Origin of the sequence: Streptomyces sp. NPDC005438 (assembly GCF_040606315.1) — a bacterium.
GTDB lineage: Bacteria > Actinomycetota > Actinomycetes > Streptomycetales > Streptomycetaceae > Streptomyces.
The window spans coordinates 323,500-348,357 of the sequence record NZ_JBEXEP010000007.1 but is presented as its reverse complement, the minus strand read 5'-3'; the positions used below and the strand labels follow the sequence as shown (position 1 = coordinate 348,357).

The window sequence follows — 24,858 nt, the reverse complement described above, 5'->3', positions numbered from 1 at the left end:
GGGCCCGGCCGGGCGGGCCCTCAGGCGAAGACCACGGTGCGGTTGCCGTTCAGCAGCACCCGGCGTTCGCTGTGCCACTTCACCGCTCGGGCCAGGGCCTGGCACTCCACGTCCCGGCCGAGGGCGACCAGTTGGCTCGGCGACACCTCGTGTCCGACCCGCTCCACCTCCTGCTCGATGATCGGCCCCTCGTCCAGGTCGGCGGTCACGTAGTGGGCGGTGGCACCGATCAGCTTCACCCCCCGGGCGTGCGCCTGGTGGTAGGGCTTGGCGCCCTTGAAGCTCGGCAGGAACGAGTGGTGGATGTTGATGATGCGGCCCGACAACTGCTTGCACAGGTGGTCGGAGAGCACCTGCATGTACCGGGCCAGCACCACCAGTTCGACCCCCTCCCGCTCCACCAGGTCCAGCAGCCGCTGCTCGGCCTCCTCCTTGGTGTCCCGGGTCACCGGAATGTGGTGGAAGGGCACGTCGAAGGAGGCGGCGAGTTCCGCGAAGTCGGTGTGGTTGGAGACCACGGCCGCGATCTCCACCGGCAGGGCCTGGATACGGGAACGGAACAGCAGGTCGTTGAGGCAGTGGCCGAACCGGCTGACCATCAGCACCACCCGCATCCGGTCGCCGGCCCGGTGGATCTGCCAGTCCATGGCGAAGGCGTCCCCGATGGCGGCGAAGCTCGCCCGCAGTTTGTCCAGGGTGACCCGGGGCTCGGCGGAGAAGTGGACCCGCATGAAGAACAGCCCGGTGTCGTGGTCGCCGAACTGCTGGCTGTCCTCGATGTTGCAGCCGGTCATGAACAGATAGCTGGCGACCGAGTGCACGATGCCCTGGCGGTCAGGGCAGGACAGGGTCAGCACGTACTCTTCGGGCCGCTCGGCCCCCTGGGGCCGGTCGGCGGCTGGGGCCGTTCGGTCACTGGACTCGCTCATGCCCTCAGCGTGGCACAGGCCACCACCGGTACGTCGCCGACGCCCACCCACCGGTCAACGCCGGGGGCCGACGGCCCGCGAGCGCCGACGACACCCTGGTGCGGCCGGTTCCGGTGGACGCCCCACCCGGTCACGGCGAGAGGTGCCGCCGGGCGGCGGAGCCGGGGGTACGGGGTCGACCGGGGCCGCCCGTCGGACGGTTCACACCGCCCGCAGCTTGGCCTCCAGGACCTCCAGGGAGTCCGGCACCAGGTCCGGGTTCTCGCCGTCGTTGGTGGCCAGGCGTATGTGCGCCTCGCGTGCCGCCCGTACCGCCTCCGGCCACCCGTGGTGCTCCAGATACGCGGCCACCGGGGCGTCCGCCCCGACCTGGTGCATGATCCGCAGTACCCGCAGTACCGCGGTGTCCACCAGGGCGGCCTCCTGCGAGTCGCGGAAGATGGTGCCCACGTACTTCTCCGCCGACCAGTTGTCCAGCCAGGTGTCCTCCACCAGCCGGTACACGGCGTCGGTCACGTCCCCGTAGCCGGGACGACCGACGCCCCAGCACTCCTGTTGGAAGGTGGGGTCGGAGAGCATGTGCAGCGCCGAGCGCACGTTGCTACGCCACCGCCACCACGGCATGTCTTTGACAGGCATGGCGCCCATGGTGGCGGACGGGCGACCTCGCCGGGAAGACGTCGGGGAACCTTGCTCCATACCCCCGAGCCTACGTTCCCCTCCGTCCGGCCCCACGGCCACCACCGTGAACAGCGGGCAGAGGCAGGGTCCGTGCGGCGGGCGGCCCCCGAACCGGCCGGCCCGGCCGCCACGGTGCGCCGGCCCGTGGTCACCCCCGCCTCCCGGAGCACGGGGGCCGCCCCACCTGGCAAGGGGCACCAGTGTTTTCCAGCCATTCCCCGGGGTCCGAAGCGGCTACGGCCACCTCCCGCCCCCTCCCCCGGGGTTCCGTGACTCACCCACCACTGGGGGCACCGAGGAGGAGCCCGCGCGCCCTCGGTAAGGGCGACCCCCGTACGACCCCGACCCGGCCCGTACGGTGCGGACACGTCGGCCGGGGTACCGCCGAGGGCCGGCATCCGCCCCACCCGGGGCCGGGGGCGGTACGGGGCACCCTCCATGGGCGGGCAACCAGGGCACCGTGGTGCGGGGTCACACCCCCGAGAGCGGGCGGAAGCGGGAGGGGGCGCCGCGGTCCCCCCTGTCGTCGGGCGACTGTCGGTGCGCTGCCCGGTCGGTCCGGTGACGGCGCCCGTGCCGCCACCACCGCACCCCAAGTAGCGGCACGCGAACGGCAGTTGGGGACCCCCGCCCGGGGCGGGGTACCACCGGGCACCTGACGGTCACCCCGCCAGAGGCGAGGGGGGCGCGCTCCAGCCGGCGGCCACGTCCAGACGCAGGTGGAGCGTCGATGGCGCAAGGTTCCCGATGGCGTCGACGGCACGACGACGCTCGGTCGCAAGGACCAGCCGTGCCGGAAGCTGCCCACCGGACGCAACCACAAGAGGGCGCATAGGCAGTTCGCGCCAGCGGCCCGAGCCGGGGCACCGTAAGCGGCCGGCCAGGGAGCACAGGAGCCGAACCCCAGGGCACCACCCACCCCAGGCACGGAACACGGGGCTCCCCCCGAGACGCCACCCCGAAGGTGACGGCAACTCAAACACCGAAGCCCGGACGGCAGTTGGGGCCACCGCCCCGGACGCGGTACCCACAGGCGTCCAGGCAAGGCACGGACCCCCACGAACGACGGCTACCCAAACAACTTCACAAGGACGGCAGTGGGGAAGCAGGGCGCGCTCCAGCAGGCCGAACCCCCGGGCGGCCCCAAGCAGCCGGCCAGGCCAGGGGCACGCCACCACACCCCACCACCGGCCAGACAGCACAGGAGCCGAACCCCAGGGCGCCACCCACCCCGGGCACGGAACACGGGGCTCCCCCCGAGACGCCACCCCGGAGGTGACGGCAACCCAAGTAGCGGGGCCCGGGCGGCAGTTGGGGCCACCGCCCCGGACGCGGTACCCACAGGCGTCCAGGCAAGGTGAACGAAGACCCTTCAGTCTCCCGAACCCCAGGGAGCGGCAGACGGCCGGCCAGGCCAAGGGCCACACCAGCGCCCACCAGCGACCGGCCAGCACCCACACACGGAGCCGTACGGCCTTCTCCCCGGCCCGGCAAGGCGCCGGCCCCCAGGGCATCGCCCGGAGGTGACGGCAACTCAAACACCCGGGCGCGGATGGCAGTTGGGGCCTCCGCTCGGGACGGGTGCCCGAACAGAGGGGACGGGACTGAGCCGGCAGTCCACACCCGGTCAGGCAGTACCGAGGTCCTGGGCAGCCACGAACCTGGGCGACCACCCACCCGCGTACGGAAGGTCCCTGCACGTCAGGGAGAACGCCAACGCCCGGACGACCCCGTACCGGAACACGAGGGAGCGACAACTCCCCTGACAGTGCGAGCCGTCGGGCCCGGGCCGGGGCCAACGGGACACCGGCCGAGCGGACGGTCCTTCAGGACCCGGCGGTCACAGCTCGGTGTACTGGCGTTCCTTGTGGCCGTACTTCTTGGCCGTCGGGTTCCACAGGGCGGCGGCCCTCTTCTTCTCGATGGTGGCGCTGCCGCTGGCGCGGTTGCCGACGAGGGCGTGCTGGGTGGCACGGGACTTGCCCTTCTTGCAACCGTGCTTCTTGTCGGCCATCTCCCCCGCCCAGGCCGCGTAGTGGTTGTCGGCCGCGGCGGAGTGCCGCCAGGCGCTCTTGAGGTGCGCGGTCAGCTTGGCGTTGTTGGGGATCTTGTCCTTCTCCAGGGCGTTGAGCCGGGTGATCAGGCTGTTGCGCTGCTTGGCCGCGGCCCGTAGGTCCACAGCGGCCTGGTGGAGGTTCTTGCACTGGCGGATGGCGTTGACCGAGTTGATCACCGTGGAGCGGCTGTTGTTGCTGTCGCCCAACAGGGCGTCCAGCTTCTTGGCCTGCGGCTTGACCGGGTCGGGAGCCTTGGACTCCTTCTGCGCGCTGGGGCTGGCCGAAGCGTCCGGCGTCCCCTCGCCGTCGCCGCTGAAGCTGATCGCGGCGCCCACGGCCAGGCCGAGGGCGGCCAGCACGGCCACGCCCACCCCGAGCAGCAGCGCCGGCGAACGGCGTCCACGGTCGTCGGGCTCGTAGTCGTCGTACCCGTACGAAGGCTGGGAGGGGCCACCCGCGCCCGGCCCGCCCTGGCTGTTGGCCGCCTGGTCGAACAACGGCAACTGCTGGGTGTGGTCGCCGCCGGCCGGGGGCGCCTCGCTACGGAACAGGTTGTCGAAGTCGGACAGCGGCTGGCGGGTACCCGAGTCGGCCGGCTGCTGGCCGGGGCCCTGCCCCATGGACGCGGCACCCGCCCCGCCCGTGGAGTGGGCACCGCCGGGGCGTACCGCCCGCAACTGGGTGGTCGACTCAGGGTCCCCGGACTGGGGCGGCAGGAACTGGGTCTGCTCGGAGTCGGGCGAGCCCATGGCGGGCTGCCCTCCGCCCGGAGGCGGTGCGCCCGGGTCGATGGGCGGCATCATCGCGGTGGCCTCGGCGTCCGGGTTGCCGCCGGCGTACTGCCCACCGGGGGGCGAGGCGTATCCGGGGTAGCCGTAACCGGAGGTCGAGTGCCCCTGCTGGGGCGCGGACCCCTGGGGCAGTTCCCCGACGGGCCCGGCCGCCGGGGGCAGGGGCGCGGAGCCGGTGTGGGACGGCTGGGCGGGAGGCTGGCCAGGAAGCCCCGGGGCGTGTGCCGGTGGCGGGGGCGCCGTCGGGGGTATGGACGGCGGCGCGCCGTTGGAGTACTGGCCGGTGGGCGGTCCGGGCTCGGTCCGCTGGCCGTAGGAACCGTAGCCTCCGGCCTCGGGCGGGAGCTGTCCGGCCGACTGCTGGTGCCCGGCGGGCGGGGTGTGGTCCTGCGGGGACTGGGGCCCCCAGGGTTGGCCCCAGGGCTGCCCCTGCGAGGGCTGCGCTCTTGAGGGTTCGGGTTCCGAGTCCTGGCCCGGATACCACGGCTCCCCGTGGGAGGGCAGCACAACTCCCTCGCGCGGGGCGGAGTGCGCGGGGTAGGGGTCATCTCCCTGTCCGCGGCCGTTGTGCGTGTTCACGACAGGCTCCTCATTGGCCAGGACTACGAAACCTCGGTCACGCTACCGGGTTGTTCGAACGCGAGACCAGTTGACCATTCGCGGGGTGGACCCGCTCGGGGCTCCCCACCCGGACGTGGGGCACCCCTCGGAGGCCCGAAAAGCGGCACCCCGGGACAGGTCACCCGAAGCGCCCCGCCCAGGGGTGACCGAAACCCACCGGGGACACCCCCGTCAACCCCGGTCCCGCCCACGTGCACCCGGCACGGGGACCGGGGGAGGACGACGGGGGAACGATCCCGCACCGCAGGGCAGAGGTCGCGGGGCCGAGAAGGACCCGACGCGGAGCATGGGCGGCGCCGGTCATCCGGCAGGCAAGGTCGCGTAGCGAGGGCGCGGTGGCAGGACCGGGCGGCTGGGTGGTGTGCACCGCCCGGCCGTCCGAAGGGCGTGCCCAGGATGTGCCGTTCGGATCCTGGGAGATCGGTGAGCGCGTTCTGGTGTCGTGCGCTACGGGACAGAGCAGGGCGGAGGAGGAGTCGACGCGGCGCGTCGGCGACCCCCACCTACAACCACCACCGCTGCCACACCGCACTCGGCGGCCACCCACCCGACACCCGCGTCAACAACCCTGCGGGTCAGTACACCTAGGCGCTCTACGGCGGCCCACAGCGATCCACAGCGACAACGCGGCGAGGTGCGGCACGCTCGGTGACACCGCACCCCGACCTCGCGGCGATCCGAACGACACGGCCTAGGCGACGACGCCCCCTTTATGGCGTTCCCGCAGCAGCGACACATGGCCACCCACGACCCCGCGCGGCAACGCGGCCCGCAGGAACGGCTCGACGACCCTGCGCCAGCCCTCGGGATGGTCGTAGTGCACCAGGTGGCCGGCGGCGGGCACCTCGGCGTAGACCCCGCGTGGCAGCACCCGCACCATCTCCTGCGCCTCGGCACGCCCCAACTCGCCGTCGATACCCCGGACCACGAGGGTCGGGCAGGGGACCTGCGCCAGCTCCTCCCAGTGGGCGTCCAGCACCCAGGAGGCACGGGAGGCCAGCATCTGGCGATGGTGGAAGACCGGCCGCCAACCGTCCGCCCGCTCCTCCATGACCTCGGCGAAGAAGTCGCCGCGCGAGGGGTTGGGGCGCTCCAGGGTGGGGTCCTCCTCACCGAACCAGCGCCGGACGTCGGCGAGGGTGGTGAACGGCAGGGGCCAGGAGTCGAACCACCGCTCCCAGGCCTGCTGGGACTGGATGCCCAGCGCGGAGGCGCGCATGTCGCAGATGACCAGGGCTCGCACCAGGTCGGGCCGGCGGGCCGCCAGTTGCCAGGCGGTGAGGGCTCCCATGGAGTGGCCGACGAGGGCCACCGGCCCCAGCCCCAGCCGTTCGATGACCGCTTCGGCGTCGTCGACGTACGCCTCGCGGTCGAAGGGCCCCTCGGCGGGCTTCTCGCTGCGGCCGTGCCCGCGTTGGTCGAGGGCCACCGTGCGGTAGGCGGTGGAGAGCCAGCGCGCGGTGTCCGCCCAGTGTGCGGCGCGGCCCATCAGGCCGTGGAGCAGCAGCACGCCGGGAGGTGGACCGTCCAGTCCACCGGGAACCCCCACCGGGTCGTTCACCGCCTCGTCCGTGAACTCCCAGGCAGCCAGCCGCACTTCACCCGCTCCGCTCACATCGACGCGTCGCACCATGCGAGTCGACACCCCCTCTTCACGTCCGTTTCGAGTGCCCGCACCCCCAGGCTATCGAACCTCTATTCGAAAACCCGGGTTCCGGCACCCGCTCCCCACTTTCGAGTGAAGGCCCCCACACCACGTCCACCCCACCGGGACCGCCGGGCGGCCTTCGTCTTTGCCGAACACCACCGTCGCACAGTTCACATAAGTTTCGTATCTGTACGGGAGAATCCGGCCGGATCCGCCGGTTCCGCGCGCACCGGTCCCGGAGCGCTCCCGACCGCCTCCCGACCAACCGCCCGACGTACCGAGGCGGTTGGGGAAGCACTGGTCGGGGCCCTCAGTCGAACCTGATGTGACGGACTCCCACCCAGGCCCGGCGGAGCCGTTCGGCCACCGGGCCGTCGCGGTTCGGCAGGAGCGTCAACCCGGCCCGGGACGCGATCCGTTCGGCGACCCGGGGCACCGGAAGCCGGTCGGTCCACAGGTGTTCGGCGAACTCCTCGCCGGCCAGGGACTCCAGGCAGTGGTCCAGCCGACGGTGGGCGAAGCTCTCGCCGACCTGTCCGGTGGCACGTCGGGCCAGGTGGACCACCTCGCGCTCGCGCAACCGGCGTCGTACGGTCCCGGGCCGGGCGAGGAGGGCGAAGTGGCGCACCACGTGGCCGCGTTCACGCAGGGCACCGACGGTCTCCCGGAAGTACGTCGGCTCCACCACGGTCATCGGCACGATGACCGTGCCCGGATGGTGGCGGGCGGCGAGGTCCAGCGTCTCCACCACCCCGTGCCGCCAGGCGGGAAGGTCCTGGAAGTCGCCGCGCAGCGCGCGGGGCAGCATCCGGTGCATCCCGAAGCCCAGGTGCTCGGGGTCACAGATCACGCTGCCCGGCAGCCGCCGTCGGAGTTCGTGGGCGGTCACCGTCTTGCCGCCGCCGAAGGGGCCGTTGATCCACACCAGCATGGGGGCAGGGTAGGTGGGCCGGGGCCGTCAGCGGTCCTCCGGCCCCCGACCCGGGTCGGTCACCTCCGGGCGACGAACACGTGGGAGGCGATGTCCTCCTCCAGCTCGGCCGCCTCGCCGCCGCTGCCGACCTGCACCCCGCCGTCGCCGCCGGGGGTCACGCTCACCACCGCGCCGGGCTGCACTCCCGCGCGCCGCAGGGTGTACATCAGCTGGGAGTCGGTCTGGATCGGCTCCCCGATGCGCCGTACCACCACCGTCATCCCGTCCACGCCGGGCTTCAGGTCCATCAGGTTCACCAGCCCGTCGCCCAGGAACGGGCCGGCCTCCTGGGCCTCGCCCAGCTCCTCCAGACCGGGGATGGGGTTGCCGTACGGGGACTCGCTGGGGTGCCGCAGCAGCTCCAGCACCCGGCGCTCCACCGCCTCGCTCATCACGTGCTCCCAGCGGCAGGCCTCGGCGTGGACCTGCTCCCACTCCAGGCCGATCACGTCGACCAGCAGGCACTCGGCCAGCCGGTGCTTGCGCATCACCCGGGTCGCCAACCGACGGCCCTCCTCGGTGAGTTCGAGGTGCCGGTCCCCCGCCACCGTGAGCAGGCCGTCCCGCTCCATCCGCGCGACGGTCTGGCTCACCGTCGGGCCGCTCTGGTCCAGGCGTTCCGCGATGCGCGCCCGCATCGGTACGACGCCCTCCTCCTCCAGCTCCAGAACGGTGCGGAGATACATCTCCGTGGTGTCGATGAGTCCGGACATGCCTGCACCTCGTCAGTTCGTGTGGTGACTCCGGCTCCAATTCTGACGCATCACGACGGTGAACGTGTTTCCCCGGCCGACCTTCTTGACAGCCGGCCCGGGCCCCTCGAACGTGATCACCGCGTGGCGCCGCCCGAGGCCGCACCGCGCCCGGGCACCGGCCGACTCGCGCTGGCTCGACGACCCGACGTCGACCGACCGACCGGTGAACCGGTCTCGCCCGTCCGGCAGCCAGTGGAGGAACCGACCATGGACGCACGTCCCCAGCAGCACGCGGAGCCCGGCACGGGCGGCGATCCGGCCGCCGCCACCCCGGATGCGGCGGAGTCGCGGGCCGCCGACCAGGGGCTGGCCGAGGGCTATCTCCAGGCGGCGGTACGGCTGTTGGAGACGGTTCGCGAACGGGAGGGCGAGCGCATCCGGGAGGCCGGCCGGCTGGTGGCGGACACCGTGGAGAACGGGGGCCGCCTCTTCGCCTTCGGGGCGGGCCACTCCTCCCTGCCGGCCCAGGACCTGGTGTACCGGGCGGGGGGCCTCGCGGTGTGGAACCTCCTCGGTGTACCGGGCGCGGTGGGCGTCGACGTACGCCCCGCCACCCTGGGCAGCGCCCTGGAACTGGTCGACGGGCTGGCCAGCACGGTGCTGGACCAGAGCCCGGCCGAGTCCGGGGACCTGCTGGTGGTGATCTCGCTGTCCGGCCGCAACCCCCTGCCGGTGGAGATGGCGGCGCACGCGCGCGAGAGGGGGCTGCGGGTGGTGGCGGTGACCTCCCTGGCGTACGCGGACAGCACCCGTTCCCGGCACTCCTCGGGGACCTTCCTCAAGGACCACGCCGACCTGGTGATCGACAACCAGGTGGCGGTCGGGGACGCCGAACTGAGCCTGGAGGGCGTGGACGCCCCCTTCGGCCCGGCCTCCACGGTGGTGGTGAGCGCCATCATGCAGGCGGTCACGGCCAGCGCGGCCGGAACGCTGCGGCACCGGGGAATCACCCCTCCCCTGCTGCGGTCGGGCAACGTCGACGGCGGCCACGAGTGGAACGCCCGGCTGATGCGCAGCTACCGGGACCGCCTCTACTACGGCCACTGAGCCGGCCCTCACCGGCCCGCGGGTCCAGACTGGGGGGATGAGCGACAGCACCGGCCCCCCGGCCTCCCCCGGCTCCCCAGCAATCCTCGACGGCGCGGAACTACCGCCCGGCTACGGCACGGTGAACCCCTTCGTGGCGGTACGGGGGCCGGGCGGGGCCGCCGCGTTCATCGACTTCCTCCAGCGGGTGCTGGACGGTCGAGAGACCCCGCCGGCCCGCGCCGTCGACGCGGACGACCTGCTGATTCACGCGGAGGTGCGGATCGGCGCCTCCACCGTGATGCTCTGCGACGCCAAGCCCCACTGGTCGTTCACCCCGGCGCTGCTCCAGGTGTACGTCCGCGACGTCGACGCGGTGGTCGCCCGGGCCCGGGCCGAGGGCGCGGAGGTCGTCACCGAACCGACCCCCTTCCACGGCCACCAGCGGCTCGCCCGGGTTCAGGACCCCTGGAGCAACCTGTGGTGGTTCTTCGAGTACGGCGAGGACAGCGTCGCCCCCTCGCAGGCGCCCCCGACCGCGCCCACCTGGCGCGCCGACCCCTCGGCCCCGCCCAGCTACGTCCACCGCACCGTCGACGCCGCGCTGACCACCCTGCGGGAGCCCGAGCGGCCCTGACGGAGGCGCGGGCCCCGGGCCCCGGCCGGGCACCCGTGGCGGGCGCCGGCGTCGGGGTGGTCAGGCCGGCCCGGCCCTCGGGAACTCAGCGCAGGGCGCGCCCGAGGTCGACGGCCAGCCCCAGTCGGCCGGCGATCTCCTCGGCGTAACCGGCGTCGAGTCGGTCGAAGCCCTGCCGGGACGCGCCCCGCAGGAAGGTCACCACCCCCAGGGTGCGGCCCCTGCTGCGGAGCACGGCGCTGACCGCGTGCTGGGTGCCCTCCGGCCAGTCCCGTTCCTCGGCCCAGCCAGGGGGCGCGGGGCTGTCACCGACACCGGCGCGCACCGTCTCGCCCCGCTGGCAGGCCTGGACGGCGGGGTGGTGGGGCTCGTAGGACAGCGGGAGGAAGCCGTCCAGTCCGGGGGCGGCCGGTTCCACCGAGTCCAGGCTGGGCGCCGTGACCGCCCGGCACAGTCGGGGCGTCGGCCCCGACTCGCCGGTGGCGATGCCGTGCCCCTGCTCGGAACGGCGCACCGTCCCGGGGGCGGGCGGGTCGACCACCAGGTCCAGCAGGGCGTGGTCGGCGAAGCCGGCGAGCGCGAAGTCCAGGTGGACGGCGGCGGCCTCCATCGGCTCGGCGCACTCGGCGGCCACCCGGGAGGCCCGGTGGAGTTGCCGGCCTCGGAACCGGAGCTTGGCGGACTGCTGCTCGGCGTGCTTGGCGTCGGTGACGTCCTGGAACAGCCAGGCCACGCCCAGCGGCGCGGGCTCCTCGGTGTGCAGCGGTGATACCAGGCGCAGGAAGTCCGAGCGCCAGCAGCGCCGGGCGGACAGTTCGGTCTCCCCCTCGGCCAGGGGGCGGCGCAGGGTGACCCAGGTCTCGGTGGGCGCCGGTGGGGTGCCCTCGGCGAGTACGTGGGTGAGCGCGCCCTCCAGGGCCTCCCGCCCCTGTTCCAGCAACTCCCCGATGGGGCGCCCGAGCAGGGCGGTACGCGGGACGCGCAGGGCGCGGGAGGCGTAGCCGTTGGCGGCGGCCGGGCGGAGGTCGGCGTCGACCAGCACCACGCCCCAGTAGGCGTCGTCGAACAGGGCGTCGCTCAGCGCGACGGAGCGTTCCAGGTCGATCTGCTGGTGGACCTCGCCGAAGGCGCAGTACAGGCCGGCGGCCTCCTCGCCGGCACCGCGTACCGCCGAACACTGGGTCCGCACCAGAACCCGCCTGCCCTCCTTGGTGAGCAGGGCAAACTCCTGGACCTGGCGTCCCGGCGCCTCCATGGCCCGGTACAGCCGGGCCTCGATCTCGGGGGCGTCGGCCTCCCGGACCGCCCAGCCGGCCAGGCCTCGGCGGCCGATGACCTCCTCGGGGGTCCAGCCGAGGATGCGCTGGGCCTGACGGTTCCAGTGGGTGACGGTGCCTCGGGCGTCGAGGGCGAGCAGGGCGGTGTCCATGCCGTTGAGCAGGGTGCTCAACAGCGGGGCGTCGGCCCCGGCTTCGGTGACGCCCTCCTCGGCGGGCGGGGGCTGGTGCCGCTCCTGTTCGGGGATGTTCGGGGAGTCGGTCGGGCTCCCCGGGGGTCGGGCTCCGTCGGGTTGCTCCGGTACCTGCCGCCCGGGGGCGGACTGGTCGGGCTGTGCCCCTTCGTCGGGGCTCTCTGACGCGGCGGCGGCTGGGGTGGAGGGTGCCTGGGAACCCCCGGGCGTGCCTATCCTGCCTGGCTCCCCCTGGTCGCCGGACTTCTTGGACTGTGCGGTCACTGGTCACTCCCGGCTGGACGCTTCTGCGGCCGTATGTGCGCTCCCATCATGACTACGGGGACGCGAGATCATTCAACTCGAACGTGACCTACCCCACAGCGGAAAACGGAAAATCGTTGCCCCGCCGAAATGTGTTGCCCCGCCGTGGGCGTACTGCCTAGCGTGGTGCGTACACGAGAGAGGAGGTGGTTCGGCAGATGAGTAAGTCCCGGACGCGTGAGGTGGCTGCGGCCTAGCCGCCGGTCGTCGCGCACCAGCGCAACCGCCGGCAGAGCCGGCCAATCTCCAGCAGTCACCCGGCCCGTGGGCTCGTCGGACTCGTCCGACCGGCGCCCCGTCCGCTTCTCGCGGCGGGGAGCAGCCCACGGGCCGTTCCGCTGCCCGGCCCCGGAACCGGAACCGATACCCCGAGCCGGCCCGCTCCCCGGGCCGCGTCCAGAAGGAGGCGCCGGAGTGTGGGCCCCGGCCGGGGCTCAGGGGTCAGGGGCAGAGGCGTTCCACGGTCCAGGCGCCGTCGACGTCCACGTAGCGCAGCCGGTCGTGGAGCCGGTTCTCGCGGCCCTGCCAGAACTCCACGGTCTCCGGTACGACGCGGTAGCCGCCCCACTCGGGCGGGGCCGGCACGTCCTCCCCCTCCGGGTAGCGGTCGGCCAACTCCCGGTAGAGGCGGTCCAGTTCCTCCCGGGAGGACACCTGGGAGGACTGCTCGCTGGCCCAGGCCCCCAGCTGGGAGCCGTGCGGGCGGGTACGGAAGTACGCCACGGTCTCGTCCCTGCCCAGGTGCTCGGCCGAACCGCCCACGATCACCTGGCGGGCGACGCCGTGCCAGGGGAACAGCAGGGACACCCGGGGGTTGGCGGCGATCTCGCGCCCCTTGCGGGAGCCGTGGTTGGTGAAGAAGACGAAGCCCCGCTCGTCGAAGCGCTTGAGCAGGACGGTGCGGGAGCTGGGCCGGCCGCCCGCGTCGGCGGTGGACAGCACCATGGCGTTGGGCTCGTGCAGCCCGCTGGCCGTGGCCTGGTCGAACCAGCGCCGGAACTGCCGGTAGGGGTCGGGGGCCAGGTCGGCCTCGGCGAGTCCCTCGGCGCGGTAGTGGGCCCGCATCGCGGCCGGGTCCAGCGAGGAGGGGCCGTCCTTCGGGGCGTCCCCACCGGGTCCCGGAGGGGCGTTCGAGGGGCCGCGCGGAGGAACGGGAGCGGAGTGATCGGTGTGCGTCACGGCCCCCAGTCTGGCAGCCCCGACGGCGCCGTGGGGCCGGGTTGGGGGCTTCCATCCTGCCCCGGGTGGCCCCCGCGTACACCCGCCGTCACACGATCCCGCGGTGTGCCGCTTCTCACCATTCCCCGGTGACCGGCGAGGCGCGAGAATCGCGCCTCGGAGCGGTGTGCCGTCCCCTCCGCGCGGCTATCGTTCCGGGACCGGTGCGAGGTCGGCCGCGTGGCCACGGGTGCCACGAGGCGGCCCCGACGCCGTTGACGCCCGTACGGTCCGAGGACGCCCGACGACGTCCGACGACGCCCGACGACACTGCCCCGACCACCGTGTCACCGACCTCACCCGGGTCGTACGCCGCCCTGCCACCGTGTCGGCCCAACCCGCCGACCCCACCACGAGGAGCCGCCAGATGTCCGACTTCGTACCCGGACTTGAGGGAGTCGTCGCGTTCGAGACGGAGATCGCCGAACCCGACAAGGAGGGCGGCGCCCTCCGCTACCGCGGGGTGGACATCGAGGACCTGGTGGGGCACGTCTCGTTCGGCAACGTCTGGGGACTGCTGGTGGACGGGGGCTTCAACCCCGGCCTGCCGCCGGCCGAGCCGTTCCCCATCCCGGTGCACTCCGGGGACATCCGGGTGGACGTGCAGTCGGCGCTGGCGATGCTGGCCCCGGTGTGGGGGCTGAAGCCGCTGCTGGACATCGACGAGCGGCAGGCCCGCGAGGACCTGGCCCGGGCGGCGGTGATGGCGCTGTCCTTCGTGGCGCAGTCGGCGCGCGGCCAGGGGCTGCCGATGGTGCCGCAGAAGGAGATCGACAAGGCCGAGACCGTGGTGGAGCGCTTCATGCGGCGCTGGCGCGGTGAGCCGGACCCCCGGCACGTGGCGGCGGTCGACGCCTACTGGACCTCGGCGGCCGAGCACGGCATGAACGCCTCCACCTTCACCGCCCGGGTGATCGCCTCGACCGGGGCCGACGTGGCCGCCTCGCTGTCCGGCGCGGTCGGCGCCATGTCCGGTCCGCTGCACGGCGGGGCGCCGTCCCGGGTGCTGGGCATGATCGAGGAGATCGAGCGCACCGGGGACGCCCGGGCCTATGTGAAGCAGCAACTCGACCGGGGCGAGCGGCTGATGGGCTTCGGCCACCGGGTGTACCGCGCCGAGGACCCGCGCGCCCGGGTGCTGCGACGTACCGCCAAGGAGCTGGCGGCTCCCCGGTACGAGGTGGCCGAGGCGCTGGAGCGGGCGGCCCTGACCGAGCTGCGGGAGCGGCGCCCGGACCGGGTGCTGGAGACCAACGTGGAGTTCTGGGCGGCCATCGTCCTGGACTTCGCCGAGGTGCCGGCGCACATGTTCACCTCGATGTTCACCTGTGCCCGCACCGCCGGCTGGAGCGCGCACATCCTGGAGCAGAAGCGGACCGGACGGCTGGTGCGGCCCTCGGCCCGGTACGTCGGCCCCGGCCCGCGCGGCCCGGAGCAGATCGAGGGCTACGGCCAGGTGCACCGCTGACCCACCACCCCGACCCGTCGTGACGGGCGGCCCAACTCCGTGACCCAGTCCGGGAGTTGGGCCGCCCCTCGGCTACCCGGCCACCTTGTCAGCAACGGGAGGACCGTGTTCCCTTTCCCCCGGGGGTCCGACCCGGGTCGCCGTCCGACGTGACGTCGACCAGGCCGGTCGTCCCTGACCAGAAGTCACGGCGGAGGACGGGGGTTCCACGGCAGTGCCGCACTACCGCAGCGCCCGTCGCGGGTCCCTTCCGCTGGTTCCACGGTGGGAGCGGCCCCTCCGGGCCCGGGTCGCGGGGCGCCCTGATCCGTCGCCGGGAATCGGGACCGCGACGGTCAACGGTGTGGCGCGGCTCCCCGCCGTCCCCGCCGAGCCCCGTACGGCGGCCGGCACCGGGTCGGCGTTCCCGGCGGCTTCGGCGGCCCGGGCGGCACCGGCCCGACGTTCCGGGCCCACGAGCACGGGCCGCGACCACCCCACCCGGGGCGGCCGGAGGCGGGCGCACGGGTTCCCCCGCCGCTTCCCCCGCTGCCACGAGCCGGGCACCCTGACCGCCGTCCACGCCTTCCGGGACCGGTACGGCCCGAGGGGCCCGCGCGTCGGCACCGGTCACGGAACAGAACGGGTCACCCGGGGGTTCCGACCACCGTGACCTCCCGGGCCGGGACACCACCGGCCCGCCTTCGACACCGCCACCCCGACCGCACGCTCCGGGGTGGCGGACCCCTTTCCCGGGGTTCCCGGCGCCCCTGGCAACCCCGGCACCCTGGGCCTCCGGCTCCGGTGTGCTCGGGGCGCCGGGGACGCCGGCCGCCCTCGCGGGGCAGCGGCGGCCACGAACCTGGTGCGGGTGCCCGCGCGCCCTCCAGTCATGGCGCCTGGTGGGCGGCTTCCGGCCCGGCTGGCCCTTGGCGACCGAACGTCGTGGTGGCCGCCTTCGTCGCCGTAGTCACCCCCTTCGGGGGCCTGACAGCCCTCGACGCGGCAGCCGCGTCTGGACGTGGCCTCAGCGGCCGGGTGTCAACGGTCAGCCGTCACCGTGCAGTTGGCGGTACAACAGCCGGGCCCACTGGTCGACGATGCGCTCCCGACGCTCCCGGTCGTCGGTGAGCAGGTTGGCCAGCCCCAGGCCCCGGGCCATGTCGAGGAAGCCCTGCACGGTCTCCCGTACGCCCGGGCGGGACTCGTCGGCGCCCAGGAGTTCCACGGCCATCCGATGCGACTCCCGGCCGATGCGGGCCTCCAGGTCGGTGACCCGCGTACCGAGTTGGGGCTCGTGGGTGGCCGCCACCCACAGGTGGAGGGCGGCGCGGAAGAGGGTGCCGGTGTAGAGGTCGACCAGGGCCGCCACGGCGGCGGCCACCCGCTCGGGGTCGCTGGCCGGCCCCGAGGAGGCCAGCCGGTGGGTGGAGCGGCGCAGCGCCAGCGACCGTTCCTCGGCGACGTACTCCACGGCGGCGGTGAACAGGTCCTCGCGGGTGGGGAAGTGGTGCTGGGCGGCGCCCCGGGACACCCCGGCGTGCTCAGCGACCACGCTCACCGTGCTGCCGCCCCAGCCGTGTTCGGCCAGACAGGCCACCGCCGACTCCAGCAGCCGCTGGCGCGTGGCGCGGCTGCGGTCCTGCTTGGGCTCGGCGCCCCGGGCGTCGCCTCTCCTGCCGTTGCCGTCCTCCGAGGGCGGGCCGGTCACAAGAGCCATGAGGGGTCCCGTCGTTCCAGAAACGCTGTGATGCCCTCCCTCGCGTCCTCGCTGGCGAAGAGGCGGGCGGAGCGCTGGGCGAGCATATCGGTGTCCCGTTCGAAGGCCCGTACGACCTCGGCGTTGGCCAGCCGCTTGGACTCGGCCAGGCCCTGGGGGGAACCGCGCCGCAGCCCGTCCAGTACGGGTTCCAGCGCATGGTCCACCTCCTCGGCGGCCAGGGTGACCAGGCCGATGCGGGCGGCCTCGGCCGGGCCGAAGCGTTCCCCGGTGAGGTAGTAGCGGCTGGCCGCCCGGGCGTCGAGGCGGGGCAGCAGGGGCAACGAGATCACGGCCGGTGCCACGCCGATACGGGCCTCGGTGAAGGCGAAGCCGGAGTCCGGTCCGGCGACGCTGATGTCACAGGCGCCCAGCAGCCCCAGCCCGCCGGCCCGGGCCTGGCCGGTGACCCGGGCCAGTACCGGCTTGGGATGGGTCACCAGGGTGTGCAGCAACCGGGCCAACTCCCGCGCGCTGTCGACCGGTTCGGCGCCGGCGACCTCGGTCAGGTCGGCGCCCGAGCAGAAGACCCGGCCGGTGTGGGTGAGCACCACGGCCCGGGTGTCGGTGTCCTCGCGGGCGGCGTCCAGCTGCCCGTGGAGTTCGGCGACCAGCCGGGTGGAGAGGGCGTTGCGGTTGTGCGGCGAGTCGAGGGTGAGGGTGGTGACCCCCCGGTGCCGGGTGCGGCGTACCAGGGGGGCGTCGGTCGCGGCGGGGCTCATCTGCTGCTCCCTGAGGGGTGCGGGACTACGGGTGGCGGGCGGGGACCTTGTCGTACGGAGGGCGGGCGCCGTCTGGGGGGGGCGCCCGGGTGGGGCGGGGGCCCTGTCGGCTCGCGGGCGCCCGGTGTGGCGGGAGCGCCGGGGTCGTTCGGGTCTCGTGCGGCGTGAGAGCGGTGCGCGTTCCGGCGTCGTGGGCCGTGGGACAGCGCGAGACATCGGCGCCCACCCGGTAGCGACCCCGGCGGGGCACGGTGCGCGCGGTGGCACCGCACCGGCACCTCGCGGTGATCCGAACGACGCGCCCCTGGCAGCCCCTAGTACGACTTGGGCAGGCCCAGGGACTGGTGGGACACGTAGTTGAGGATCATGTCCCGGCTGACCGGTGCGATGCGGGCGACCCGGGCGGCGGTGATCAGCGAGGCGAGGCCGTACTCGTGGGTGAGGCCGTTGCCGCCCAGGGTGTGCACGGCCTGGTCCACCGCGCGGACACAGGCCTCCCCGGCGGCGTACTTGGCCATGTTGGCGGCCTCCCCCGCGCCGGCGTCGTCACCCGCGTCGTAGAGGGCGGCGGCCTTTGTGTTCATCAGCCGGGCCAGCTCCAGTTCGACGTGGGACTGGGCCAGGGGGTGGGCGATGGCCTGGTGGGCGCCGATGGGCTCCTTCCACACCTGCCGCACCTTGGCGTACTCCACGGCCCGCTCCACCGCGTACCGGCCCATACCGATCGCGAAGGCGGCGGTCATGATCCGTTCCGGGTTGAGGCCGGCGAACAGTTGCAGCAGTCCGGCGTCCTCCTCCCCCACCAGGGCGTCGTCCGGCAGCCGCACCTCGTCCAGGACCAGTTCGAACTGCTTCTCCGGCGCGGCCAGTTCCATGCCGATGTGGTGGTACTGGAAGCCGGGGGTGTCCCGGGGCACCAGGAACAGGCAGGGCTTGAGCTTGCCGGTACGGGCGTCCTCGGTGCGGCCCACGATCAGGGTGGCGTCGGCGATGTCCACCCCGGAGACGAACACCTTGCGGCCGTTGAGCACCCATCCGTCCCCGTCCCGTCGGGCGGTGGTGGTGATGCGGTGCGAGTTGGAGCCGGCGTCCGGCTCGGTGATCCCGAACGCCAGGATGGTGCTGCCGTCGGCCAGTCCGGGCAGCCAGCGCCGCCGCTGCTCCTCGGTGCCGAACCGGGCGATCACGGTGCCGCAGATGGAGGGGGACACCACCAGCATCAGCAGCGGGCAGCCGGCGGCGCCCAACTCCTCCAGCACCAGGGACAGTTCGCTGATGCCGGCCCCGCCACCGCCGTACTCCTCGGGCAGGTTGACCCCGAGGAAGCCCAGCTTGGCGGCCTCGGCCCACAGTTCGCGGGTGTGCTCACCCCGTCGTACGACGTCCTGGAAGTACTCCCGGCCGAAACGCCGGCCCAGCGCACCCACCGCTTCCCGCAGGGCACGCTGTTCCTCGGACTCCAACAGGGCGTGGGAGGTGCTCGTGGTGCTCATGGGTACTCCTTCGACACGGGACGAACAGCGGGACGGTCAGCGCGGTCGGATCGGTCGGCGCGGTCAGGCGTCATCGGAGGGTTCGGCCACCACGGCGAGGGTGGCGCCCAACTCGACCTGCTGGCCCACCTCCACCTCCAGGGCGGTCAGCACACCGTCGGCGGGGGCCACCACCTGGTGCTCCATCTTCATCGCCTCCAGCCACAGCAGCGGCGTACCGGCCCGGACCGCCGACCCGACGGTCAGCCCCTCGGCGACCCGGACCACGGTGCCGGGCATCCGGGCCAGCAGGGAACCGGGCTCGTCACGGTCGGCCGGGTCGGTGAACCGGGGCAGGGCGGTGAGGGCGTACGAGCCGAGCCGGCCGGGGTCGGCCCCCGGGGCCTCCACCCACACCTGGTCACCGTGGGCGTACACCGTGAACGGCCGCTCCACGCCGGCCACTTCCAGCACCACCCGCTCCCCGGTGGACGCGCACAGCCGCACCCCGGGGTGGTCGGGGGCGTGGAGTCCGTCCCGGGTGAGGCGGTAGCGGGCCTGGTACTCCCGGCCGGAGGGTTCGGCGCGGTAGCGCTTGGTCTGCGGCACCGACGGCACGTTGCGCCAACCGCCGAACCGGGACGGACGCCGGGCCGCGTCGGCCAGGGCCGCGGCCAGCGCCGCGAGCCGCCACTCCTCCTCCGGCCGCTCCCCGGTCAGCTCGGGCAGGGCCCGCTCCAGGAAACCGGTGTCCGCCCGGGAACCCTGGAACTCCGGGTGCCCCAGCACCCGCACCAGCAGGTCGCGGTTGGTCACCGGCCCGTGCACCCGGGCCCGGCTGAGCGCGTGGGTCAACGCCCGTACGGCGGCGGCCCGGGTGGGCGCCCAGGCGACGACCTTGGCCAGCATCGGGTCGTAGTGGACACCGATCTCGTCCCCGGCCTCCACCCCGCTGTCCAGCCGCAGACCCCGACGGCCGGCCGGACCCGCCACGGCACCCGGGACGCGCAGCCGGTGCAGGGTGCCGGTCTGTGGCCGCCAGTCCTCGGCCGGGTCCTCGGCGTACAGCCGGGCCTCGACCGCGTGCCCGTACGGCTCGGGAGGCCGGGCCGGCAACCGCTCCCCCTCGGCGACCGCGATCTGCCAGGCGACCAGGTCCAGGTCGTACACCGCCTCGGTGACCGGATGTTCCACCTGGAGGCGGGTGTTCATCTCCAGGAAGTACACCCGCTCCCCGTCCACCAGGAACTCCACGGTGCCCGCGCCCACGTAGTCCACCGCGCGGGCGGCCCGCTCGGCGGCCTCCACCAGCCGCCGTTCCACGCCCTCGGCCAGCTCGGGGGCGGGCGCCTCCTCCACGACCTTCTGGTGGCGGCGCTGGAGCGTGCAGTCACGGGTGCCCAGCACCCACACCGTGCCGTGGCCGTCGGCGAGGACCTGCGCCTCCACATGGCGGGCCCGCTCCACATAGGGCTCCAGGAACACCTCGCCGTCCCCGAACGCCGACCGCGCCTCGGCCCGGGCGGCCTCCAACTCCCCGGGCAGGGCGTCCAGTCGACGCACCACCCGCATCCCCCGGCCACCGCCCCCGGCGGCGGCCTTCACCAGCAGGGGCAGCTCGTCGGCGGTGACCCGCTCCGGGTCGAGCGGTTCCAGCAACGGCACCCCGGCCTCGGCCATCAGCCGCTTGGCCCGGGTCTTGGAGGCCATCGCCTCGATCGCCTCCGGGGGCGGCCCGACCCACACCAGGCCGGCGTCGGTCACCGCGCGGGCGAAGTCGGCGTTCTCGGACAGGAAGCCGTACCCGGGGTGTACGGCCTGGGCGCCGGTGTCCAGGGCGGCCCGCACCAGGGCGTCGACGCGCAGGTAGGTGTCGGCCGGGGCGTCCCCGGGGAGCCGTACCGCGAGGTCGGCCTCCCGGGTGTGGGCGGCGTCGCGGTCGGCGTCGGAGTGCACGGCCACGGTGCCGATGCCCAGGCGGCGGCAGGTGGCGAAGACGCGGCGGGCGATCTCGCCCCGGTTGGCGACCAGCAGGGCGGCGACGGGGCTGGGGGTGTCGGTCACGGGGCTCACATCCGAAAGACGCCGTAGCCACCGCGCGCGCCCTCGATGGCGGCGGTGTGGAGGGCGGACAGGCAGACGCCCAGCACGGTCCGGGTGTCGCGGGGGTCGATGACCCCGTCGTCGTACAGCCGGCCGGACAGGAACATCGGCAGGGACTCGGTCTCGATCTGCTGCTCCACCAGGGCCCTCAGCTGGGCGTCGGCCTCCTCGTCGAAGGGCTTGCCCTTGGCGGCTGCGGACTCCCGCATCACGATGGACATCACCCCGGCCAACTGCTGGGGGCCCATCACGGCGGACTTGGCGCTGGGCCAGGCGAACAGGAAGCGCGGGTCGTAGGCCCGGCCGCACATGCCGTAGTGGCCGGCTCCGTAGCTGGCGCCCATCAGTACGGACAGGTGCGGGACCCGGGAGTTGGAGACCGCGTTGATCATCATGGCGCCGTGCTTGATGATGCCGCCCTGCTCGTACTCCCGGCCCACCATGTAGCCGGTGGTGTTGTGCAGGAACAGCAGCGGGATGTCCCGCTGGTTGGCCAACTGGATGAACTGGGTGGCCTTCTGCGACTCCTGGCTGAACAGCACCCCCTGCGCGTTGGCGAGGATGCCCAGCGGATAACCGTGCAGCCGGGCCCACCCGGTGGTGAGGCTCGACCCGTACAACGGCTTGAACTCGTCGAAGTCCGAACCGTCCACCAGGCGGGCGATCACCTCCCGGGGGTCGAAGGGCTCCCTCAGGTCCTCCCCGACGATGCCCAGCAACTCCTCGGGCGCGTGGCGCGGCGGCTCGGCCTCCGGTGGATCGGGGTACGTCTTGCGCCAGTTGAGCCGCGCCACCACCCGCCGCGCCTGACGCAGCGCGTCCGGCTCGTCCACCGCGAAGTGGTCGGCCAGCCCGGAGGTGCGGGCGTGCATCTCGGCCCCGCCCAGCTCCTCGTCGCCGGACACCTCGCCGGTGGCCATCCGCACCAGGGGCGGCCCGCCCAGGAACACCTTGGACCGCTCCTTGACCATCACCACGTGGTCCGACATCCCCGGTACGTAGGCCCCGCCGGCCGTGGAGTTGCCGAACACCACGGCCACGGTGGGGATGCCCGCCTCCGACAGCCGGGTGAGGTCACGGAACAGGGCGCCGCCCGGGATGAAGATCTCCTTCTGGCTGGGCAGGTCCGCGCCCCCGGACTCCACCAGGCTGATCACCGGCAGCCGGTTGGCGTACGCGATCTCGTTGGCCCGCAGCGCCTTGCGCAGCGTCCAGGGGTTGCTGGCACCGCCGCGCACCGTGGGGTCGTTGGCGGTGATCAGGCACTCCACCCCCTCGACCACCCCGATTCCGGTGACCAGGGAGGCGCCCACCTGGTAGTCGCTGCCCCAGCCGGCCAGCGGGGACAGCTCCAGGAACGGGGTGTCCGGGTCCACCAGCAGCTCCACCCGTTCCCGGGCGGTCAACTTGCCCCGGTCGCGGTGCCGTTGGACGTACTTCTCCCCTCCCCCGGCCACGGCCTTGGCGTGTTCGCCCTCCAACGCCTCCAGCTTCTCCAGCATGGCCGCCCGGGCTCGGCGGTATCCCTCGCCGGCGGTGTCCAGGGCGCTGCGCAGCACGGTCACAGCAGTACCTCCGGTACGTCCACGACCCGGGAGCGCAGCCACTCCCCCAGGGCCTTGGCCTGTGGGTCGAAACGGGACTGGGAGGCCACCCCCTCGCCGAGCAGCCCCCGGATCACGAAGTTGACCGCCCGTAGGTGGGGCAGCGGGTGGCGTTCCACGGTCAGCTCCCCGATCTCGGGCAGCAGCCGCCGCAGTTCCTCGGTGGTCAGGTGGTGGGCCAGCCACCGCCAGCCCTCCTCGGTCGGCGCCCACACCCCCAGGTTGGCGTCACCGCCCTTGTCCCCACTACGGGCGCCCACCACCCGGCCCAGCGGGGCCCGGTGGGTGGGGCCCGCCGGCAGGGGGCGCGGTGGCGGGTCCGGCTCCAGGGGTTGGGGCCGGTCGCCCGGGAGCGGCTGGTGCGGCACCTGGTGGACCGTGCCGTCCGGCAGGTGGACCCGGTGCGGCACCCGGTCCCGTTCCACCGAGGCCGCCTCGAACACCCCGTACGGGCTGCCCTTGCCGGGCGGGGCGGTCAGCTGGAACCCGGGGACGCTGCCCAGGGCGAGTTCCACCGCCGCCGAGCTGACGGCGCGGCCGACCCGGCGCTGGTCGGGGTCGCGGACCACCAGCCGCAGTACGGCGGCGGCCTCCTGCTGCACCGGGGCGTCCGGGTGGTCGGTACGGGCCAGGGTCCACGCGCGGTGGGCCGGCCCGGCCTCGGCCAGGGCCGTCTCCATCTGACGCCGTACCAGGTCGGCCTTGGCCTCGACGTCCAGCCCGGTGAGGACGAACTCCACCTCGTTGCGGTACCCGCCCAGCCGGGTCAGGCCCACCTTCAACCGCTCCGGCGGCTCCTCGCCCCGCACCCCGCGCACCCGCACCCGGTCCGGCCCCCAGGGCTCCAGCCGTACGGTGTCGATCCGTGCCGTGACGTCCGGGCCCAGGTAGCGGGCGCCGTCGGTCTCGTACAGCAACTGCTCGGTGACGGTCCCCACGGTCACCGCCCCCTGGGTGCCGGGGTGCTTGGTGATCACGGCGGTGCCGTCCTCGTACAGCTCGGCCAGGGGGAAGCCCGGGTGTTCCAGGGGCTGTGACAGCTCGGTGAAACGGGAGTAGTTGCCGCCGGTGGCCTGGGTGCCGCACTCCAGTACGTGGCCGGCCACCACGGCGCCGGCCAGCCGGTCCCGGCGGGCGCCCGGATCGTCCAGCCGGTCCCAGTCGAAGTGGGCCACCGCCGCCCCGCTGACCAGGGCCGCGTCGGTGACCCGTCCGGTGACCACCACGTCCGCCCCGGCCCGGAGGGCGGTGGTGATGCCGGCACCGCCCAGGTAGGCGTTGGCGGTGAGCACCCCCTCGCCCCAGTCACGGTCGGACAGGTCGTCGCCGTCCACCCAGGCCACCGTGGTGGGCAGCCCCAGACGTCCGGCCAACTCCCGCACGTCCCGGGCGAGTCGGCCGGGGTTGAGACCCCCGGCGTTGGCGACCAGTCGCACCCCCCGCTCGTGGGCGAGCCCGAGGCAGTCCTCCAACTGGCGCAGGAAGGTGCGGGCGTAGCCACGCTCGGGGTCGGCCATCCGGTCCCGGCCGAGGATCAGCAGGGTCAACTCGGCCAGGTAGTCCCCGGTCAGCACGTCCAGTTCGCCGCCCTGGAGCATCTCCCGCATGGCCGAGAAACGGTCCCCGTAGAACCCGGAGGCGTTGCCCACCAGCAACCGGTCGGTACGGGCGCCCACGCTCATCGGTCACCCGCCCCGGTCGCGGTGCCCCGTGGCGGTCGGCCGGGTCCGGGTGGACCGGCGAAGGCCTGGGCGATGTCCAACCACCGTTCGGCGTCCGGGCCCTGGGCGGTCAGGTCGGTGTCCTGCCGGTGCACCCGCTGGGTCACCAGCAGGCAGAAGTCCAGCGCCGAACCGGTCACCCGCTGGGCGGCGTCCTCGGGCCCCTCGGTCCACAACCCGCTGTCGGGGGCGCGCAGTTCCAGCCGGAACGGCTCCTGGGGCGGGGTGAGGCCGCGCACCAGGTGGGCGAAGTCCCGGGTACGGACGCCCAGTCGGACCACGTGGCGCAGCCGCGCGGTCGGCTCGGGCCGCACCCCGAGGGCCTGGGCCACGTCCTGACCGTGTGCCCAGGTCTCCATCAGCCGGGCGGTCGCCATCGAGGGCCCGCTCATCGGTGGCCCGTACCAGGGCAGTTTCCGCCCCCGGGGCAGCTCGGCCAGCCGTACGGCCAGGGTGGCGCGGGCCTCGCGCCACTGGTGCAGCAGGCTCTCGGGGGGCCGGTCGGCCCTCTCCGTCGCCCCGAGGTCGACGAAGGAGTCCGGGTGCTCCATCGCCTGGCGGGCCGACTCCTGGAAGGCCTCCGGGTCGTCCAGGGCCAGCAACGACTGCTGGTCGGTCCACCACAGGTGGCCGATCTGGTGGGCGATCGTCCAGCCCTCGGCCGGGGTGGGGGTACCCCACCGCTCGGGGGGCAACTCGCCCACCAGCAGGTCGAGTTGGTCACCCTCGGCCCGTAGGTCGTCCACCACCGCGACCCGGGGGTCGACGTCCGGTTCACCGACGCTCATCCGCTTCCCTCTCCGCCCCGGGGCACGCCGGGGCGCACCGGTGTACGGCGGCTTCCTCGGCCGTCCACTGGGAAGTGAGCGTGACAGCAGAACGGAAAACAAGCAAGCGTGCTTGTACTGGCGAAGCCCGGG

18 protein-coding genes are annotated in these 24,858 nt (G+C 73.8%); 3 read left to right on the top strand and 15 right to left on the bottom strand.

Annotated elements, in window-relative coordinates; all coding sequences use genetic code 11:
* Nucleotides 1-20: 20 nt before the first annotated feature.
* The 6 genes from purU to ABZT14_RS17360 form a co-directional block, all read right to left on the bottom strand.
* Nucleotides 21-929, bottom strand: a complete 909-nt coding sequence (gene purU, locus ABZT14_RS17385; protein ID WP_356303013.1) for a formyltetrahydrofolate deformylase — start codon at nt 927-929, stop codon at nt 21-23.
* Between the two features lie 201 nt (nt 930-1,130).
* Nucleotides 1,131-1,628: a hypothetical protein gene (locus tag ABZT14_RS17380; RefSeq protein ID WP_356303010.1), complete on the bottom strand. Its 498-nt coding sequence runs from the start codon at nt 1,626-1,628 to the stop codon at nt 1,131-1,133.
* A gap of 1,822 nt (nt 1,629-3,450) precedes the next feature.
* Nucleotides 3,451-5,037, bottom strand: a complete 1,587-nt coding sequence (locus ABZT14_RS17375; RefSeq protein ID WP_356303007.1) for a hypothetical protein — start codon at nt 5,035-5,037, stop codon at nt 3,451-3,453.
* 733 nt (nt 5,038-5,770) lie between these two features.
* The gene (locus ABZT14_RS17370; protein WP_356303004.1) at nt 5,771-6,712 is read right to left on the bottom strand and encodes an alpha/beta hydrolase; all 942 of its coding nucleotides are present in this window, start codon (nt 6,710-6,712) and stop codon (nt 5,771-5,773) included.
* A gap of 325 nt (nt 6,713-7,037) precedes the next feature.
* Nucleotides 7,038-7,658 carry an AAA family ATPase gene (locus ABZT14_RS17365; protein ID WP_356303001.1) on the bottom strand — a complete coding sequence of 207 codons (621 nt, stop codon included), beginning with the start codon at nt 7,656-7,658 and terminating at the stop codon, nt 7,038-7,040.
* Nucleotides 7,659-7,717: 59 nt separating this feature from the next.
* Nucleotides 7,718-8,413 (bottom strand): metal-dependent transcriptional regulator, encoded by a 696-nt coding sequence (locus tag ABZT14_RS17360; RefSeq protein ID WP_356302998.1) that lies wholly within the window; start codon nt 8,411-8,413, stop codon nt 7,718-7,720.
* A gap of 249 nt (nt 8,414-8,662) precedes the next feature.
* Here ABZT14_RS17360 and ABZT14_RS17355 point away from each other — a divergent pair, with 249 nt between their 5' ends.
* Nucleotides 8,663-9,502 carry an SIS domain-containing protein gene (locus tag ABZT14_RS17355; protein ID WP_356302995.1) on the top strand — a complete coding sequence of 280 codons (840 nt, stop codon included), beginning with the start codon at nt 8,663-8,665 and terminating at the stop codon, nt 9,500-9,502.
* 37 nt (nt 9,503-9,539) lie between these two features.
* Complete coding sequence (locus tag ABZT14_RS17350) at nt 9,540-10,118, top strand: VOC family protein (RefSeq protein WP_356302992.1); 579 nt, start codon at nt 9,540-9,542, stop codon at nt 10,116-10,118.
* An 85-nt stretch (nt 10,119-10,203) separates the two neighbouring features.
* Here the strand turns inward: ABZT14_RS17350 and ABZT14_RS17345 are convergent, their stop codons facing one another.
* Complete coding sequence (locus ABZT14_RS17345; RefSeq protein ID WP_356303146.1) at nt 10,204-11,571, bottom strand: PAS domain-containing protein; 1,368 nt, start codon at nt 11,569-11,571, stop codon at nt 10,204-10,206.
* A gap of 762 nt (nt 11,572-12,333) precedes the next feature.
* Nucleotides 12,334-12,957: a pyridoxamine 5'-phosphate oxidase gene (pdxH, locus tag ABZT14_RS17340; RefSeq protein WP_356303143.1), complete on the bottom strand. Its 624-nt coding sequence runs from the start codon at nt 12,955-12,957 to the stop codon at nt 12,334-12,336.
* A gap of 520 nt (nt 12,958-13,477) precedes the next feature.
* Between pdxH and ABZT14_RS17335 the strand changes: the two genes are divergently transcribed.
* The gene (locus ABZT14_RS17335) at nt 13,478-14,578 is read left to right on the top strand and encodes a citrate synthase 2 (protein WP_356302989.1); all 1,101 of its coding nucleotides are present in this window, start codon (nt 13,478-13,480) and stop codon (nt 14,576-14,578) included.
* Between the two features lie 1,027 nt (nt 14,579-15,605).
* On the opposite strand, the gene ABZT14_RS17330 is transcribed toward ABZT14_RS17335, so the two are convergent.
* The 7 genes from ABZT14_RS17330 to ABZT14_RS17300 all read right to left on the bottom strand — a co-directional run bounded on the left by ABZT14_RS17330 (nt 15,606) and on the right by ABZT14_RS17300 (nt 24,726).
* Nucleotides 15,606-16,277, bottom strand: coding sequence for a TetR/AcrR family transcriptional regulator (locus ABZT14_RS17330; protein ID WP_356302986.1), 672 nt, complete (start codon nt 16,275-16,277; stop codon nt 15,606-15,608).
* On the bottom strand, nt 16,265-17,038 hold the full coding sequence (locus ABZT14_RS17325) for an enoyl-CoA hydratase family protein (RefSeq protein WP_356302983.1): 774 nt from the start codon (nt 17,036-17,038) through the stop codon (nt 16,265-16,267). Before ABZT14_RS17325 ends, ABZT14_RS17330 begins: the two co-directional genes overlap by 13 nt.
* Nucleotides 17,039-17,352: 314 nt before the next feature.
* Nucleotides 17,353-18,531, bottom strand: coding sequence for an acyl-CoA dehydrogenase family protein (locus tag ABZT14_RS17320; RefSeq protein WP_356302980.1), 1,179 nt, complete (start codon nt 18,529-18,531; stop codon nt 17,353-17,355).
* Between the two features lie 63 nt (nt 18,532-18,594).
* On the bottom strand, nt 18,595-20,574 hold the full coding sequence (locus ABZT14_RS17315; RefSeq protein ID WP_356302977.1) for a biotin carboxylase N-terminal domain-containing protein: 1,980 nt from the start codon (nt 20,572-20,574) through the stop codon (nt 18,595-18,597).
* Between the two features lie 5 nt (nt 20,575-20,579).
* On the bottom strand, nt 20,580-22,178 hold the full coding sequence (locus ABZT14_RS17310; RefSeq protein ID WP_356302974.1) for a carboxyl transferase domain-containing protein: 1,599 nt from the start codon (nt 22,176-22,178) through the stop codon (nt 20,580-20,582).
* The gene (locus ABZT14_RS17305; RefSeq protein WP_356302971.1) at nt 22,175-23,899 is read right to left on the bottom strand and encodes an acyclic terpene utilization AtuA family protein; all 1,725 of its coding nucleotides are present in this window, start codon (nt 23,897-23,899) and stop codon (nt 22,175-22,177) included. Before ABZT14_RS17305 ends, ABZT14_RS17310 begins: the two co-directional genes overlap by 4 nt.
* On the bottom strand, nt 23,896-24,726 hold the full coding sequence (locus tag ABZT14_RS17300) for a TIGR03084 family metal-binding protein (RefSeq protein ID WP_356302969.1): 831 nt from the start codon (nt 24,724-24,726) through the stop codon (nt 23,896-23,898). Before ABZT14_RS17300 ends, ABZT14_RS17305 begins: the two co-directional genes overlap by 4 nt.
* Nucleotides 24,727-24,858: the final 132 nt, after the last annotated feature.

Coding starts and splice junctions, on each gene's coding strand:
- purU (WP_356303013.1), bottom strand. CDS start 929: ATGAGCGAGTCCAGTGACCGAACGGCCCCAGCCGCCGACCGGCCCCAG.
- ABZT14_RS17380 (WP_356303010.1), bottom strand. CDS start 1,628: ATGGAGCAAGGTTCCCCGACGTCTTCCCGGCGAGGTCGCCCGTCCGCC.
- ABZT14_RS17370 (WP_356303004.1), bottom strand. CDS start 6,712: ATGGTGCGACGCGTCGATGTGAGCGGAGCGGGTGAAGTGCGGCTGGCT.
- ABZT14_RS17365 (WP_356303001.1), bottom strand. CDS start 7,658: ATGCTGGTGTGGATCAACGGCCCCTTCGGCGGCGGCAAGACGGTGACC.
- ABZT14_RS17360 (WP_356302998.1), bottom strand. CDS start 8,413: ATGTCCGGACTCATCGACACCACGGAGATGTATCTCCGCACCGTTCTG.
- ABZT14_RS17355 (WP_356302995.1), top strand. CDS start 8,663: ATGGACGCACGTCCCCAGCAGCACGCGGAGCCCGGCACGGGCGGCGAT.
- ABZT14_RS17350 (WP_356302992.1), top strand. CDS start 9,540: ATGAGCGACAGCACCGGCCCCCCGGCCTCCCCCGGCTCCCCAGCAATC.
- pdxH (WP_356303143.1), bottom strand. CDS start 12,957: ATGCGGGCCCACTACCGCGCCGAGGGACTCGCCGAGGCCGACCTGGCC.
- ABZT14_RS17335 (WP_356302989.1), top strand. CDS start 13,478: ATGTCCGACTTCGTACCCGGACTTGAGGGAGTCGTCGCGTTCGAGACG.
- ABZT14_RS17330 (WP_356302986.1), bottom strand. CDS start 16,277: ATGGCTCTTGTGACCGGCCCGCCCTCGGAGGACGGCAACGGCAGGAGA.
- ABZT14_RS17325 (WP_356302983.1), bottom strand. CDS start 17,038: ATGAGCCCCGCCGCGACCGACGCCCCCCTGGTACGCCGCACCCGGCAC.
- ABZT14_RS17320 (WP_356302980.1), bottom strand. CDS start 18,531: ATGAGCACCACGAGCACCTCCCACGCCCTGTTGGAGTCCGAGGAACAG.
- ABZT14_RS17305 (WP_356302971.1), bottom strand. CDS start 23,899: ATGAGCGTGGGCGCCCGTACCGACCGGTTGCTGGTGGGCAACGCCTCC.
- ABZT14_RS17300 (WP_356302969.1), bottom strand. CDS start 24,726: ATGAGCGTCGGTGAACCGGACGTCGACCCCCGGGTCGCGGTGGTGGAC.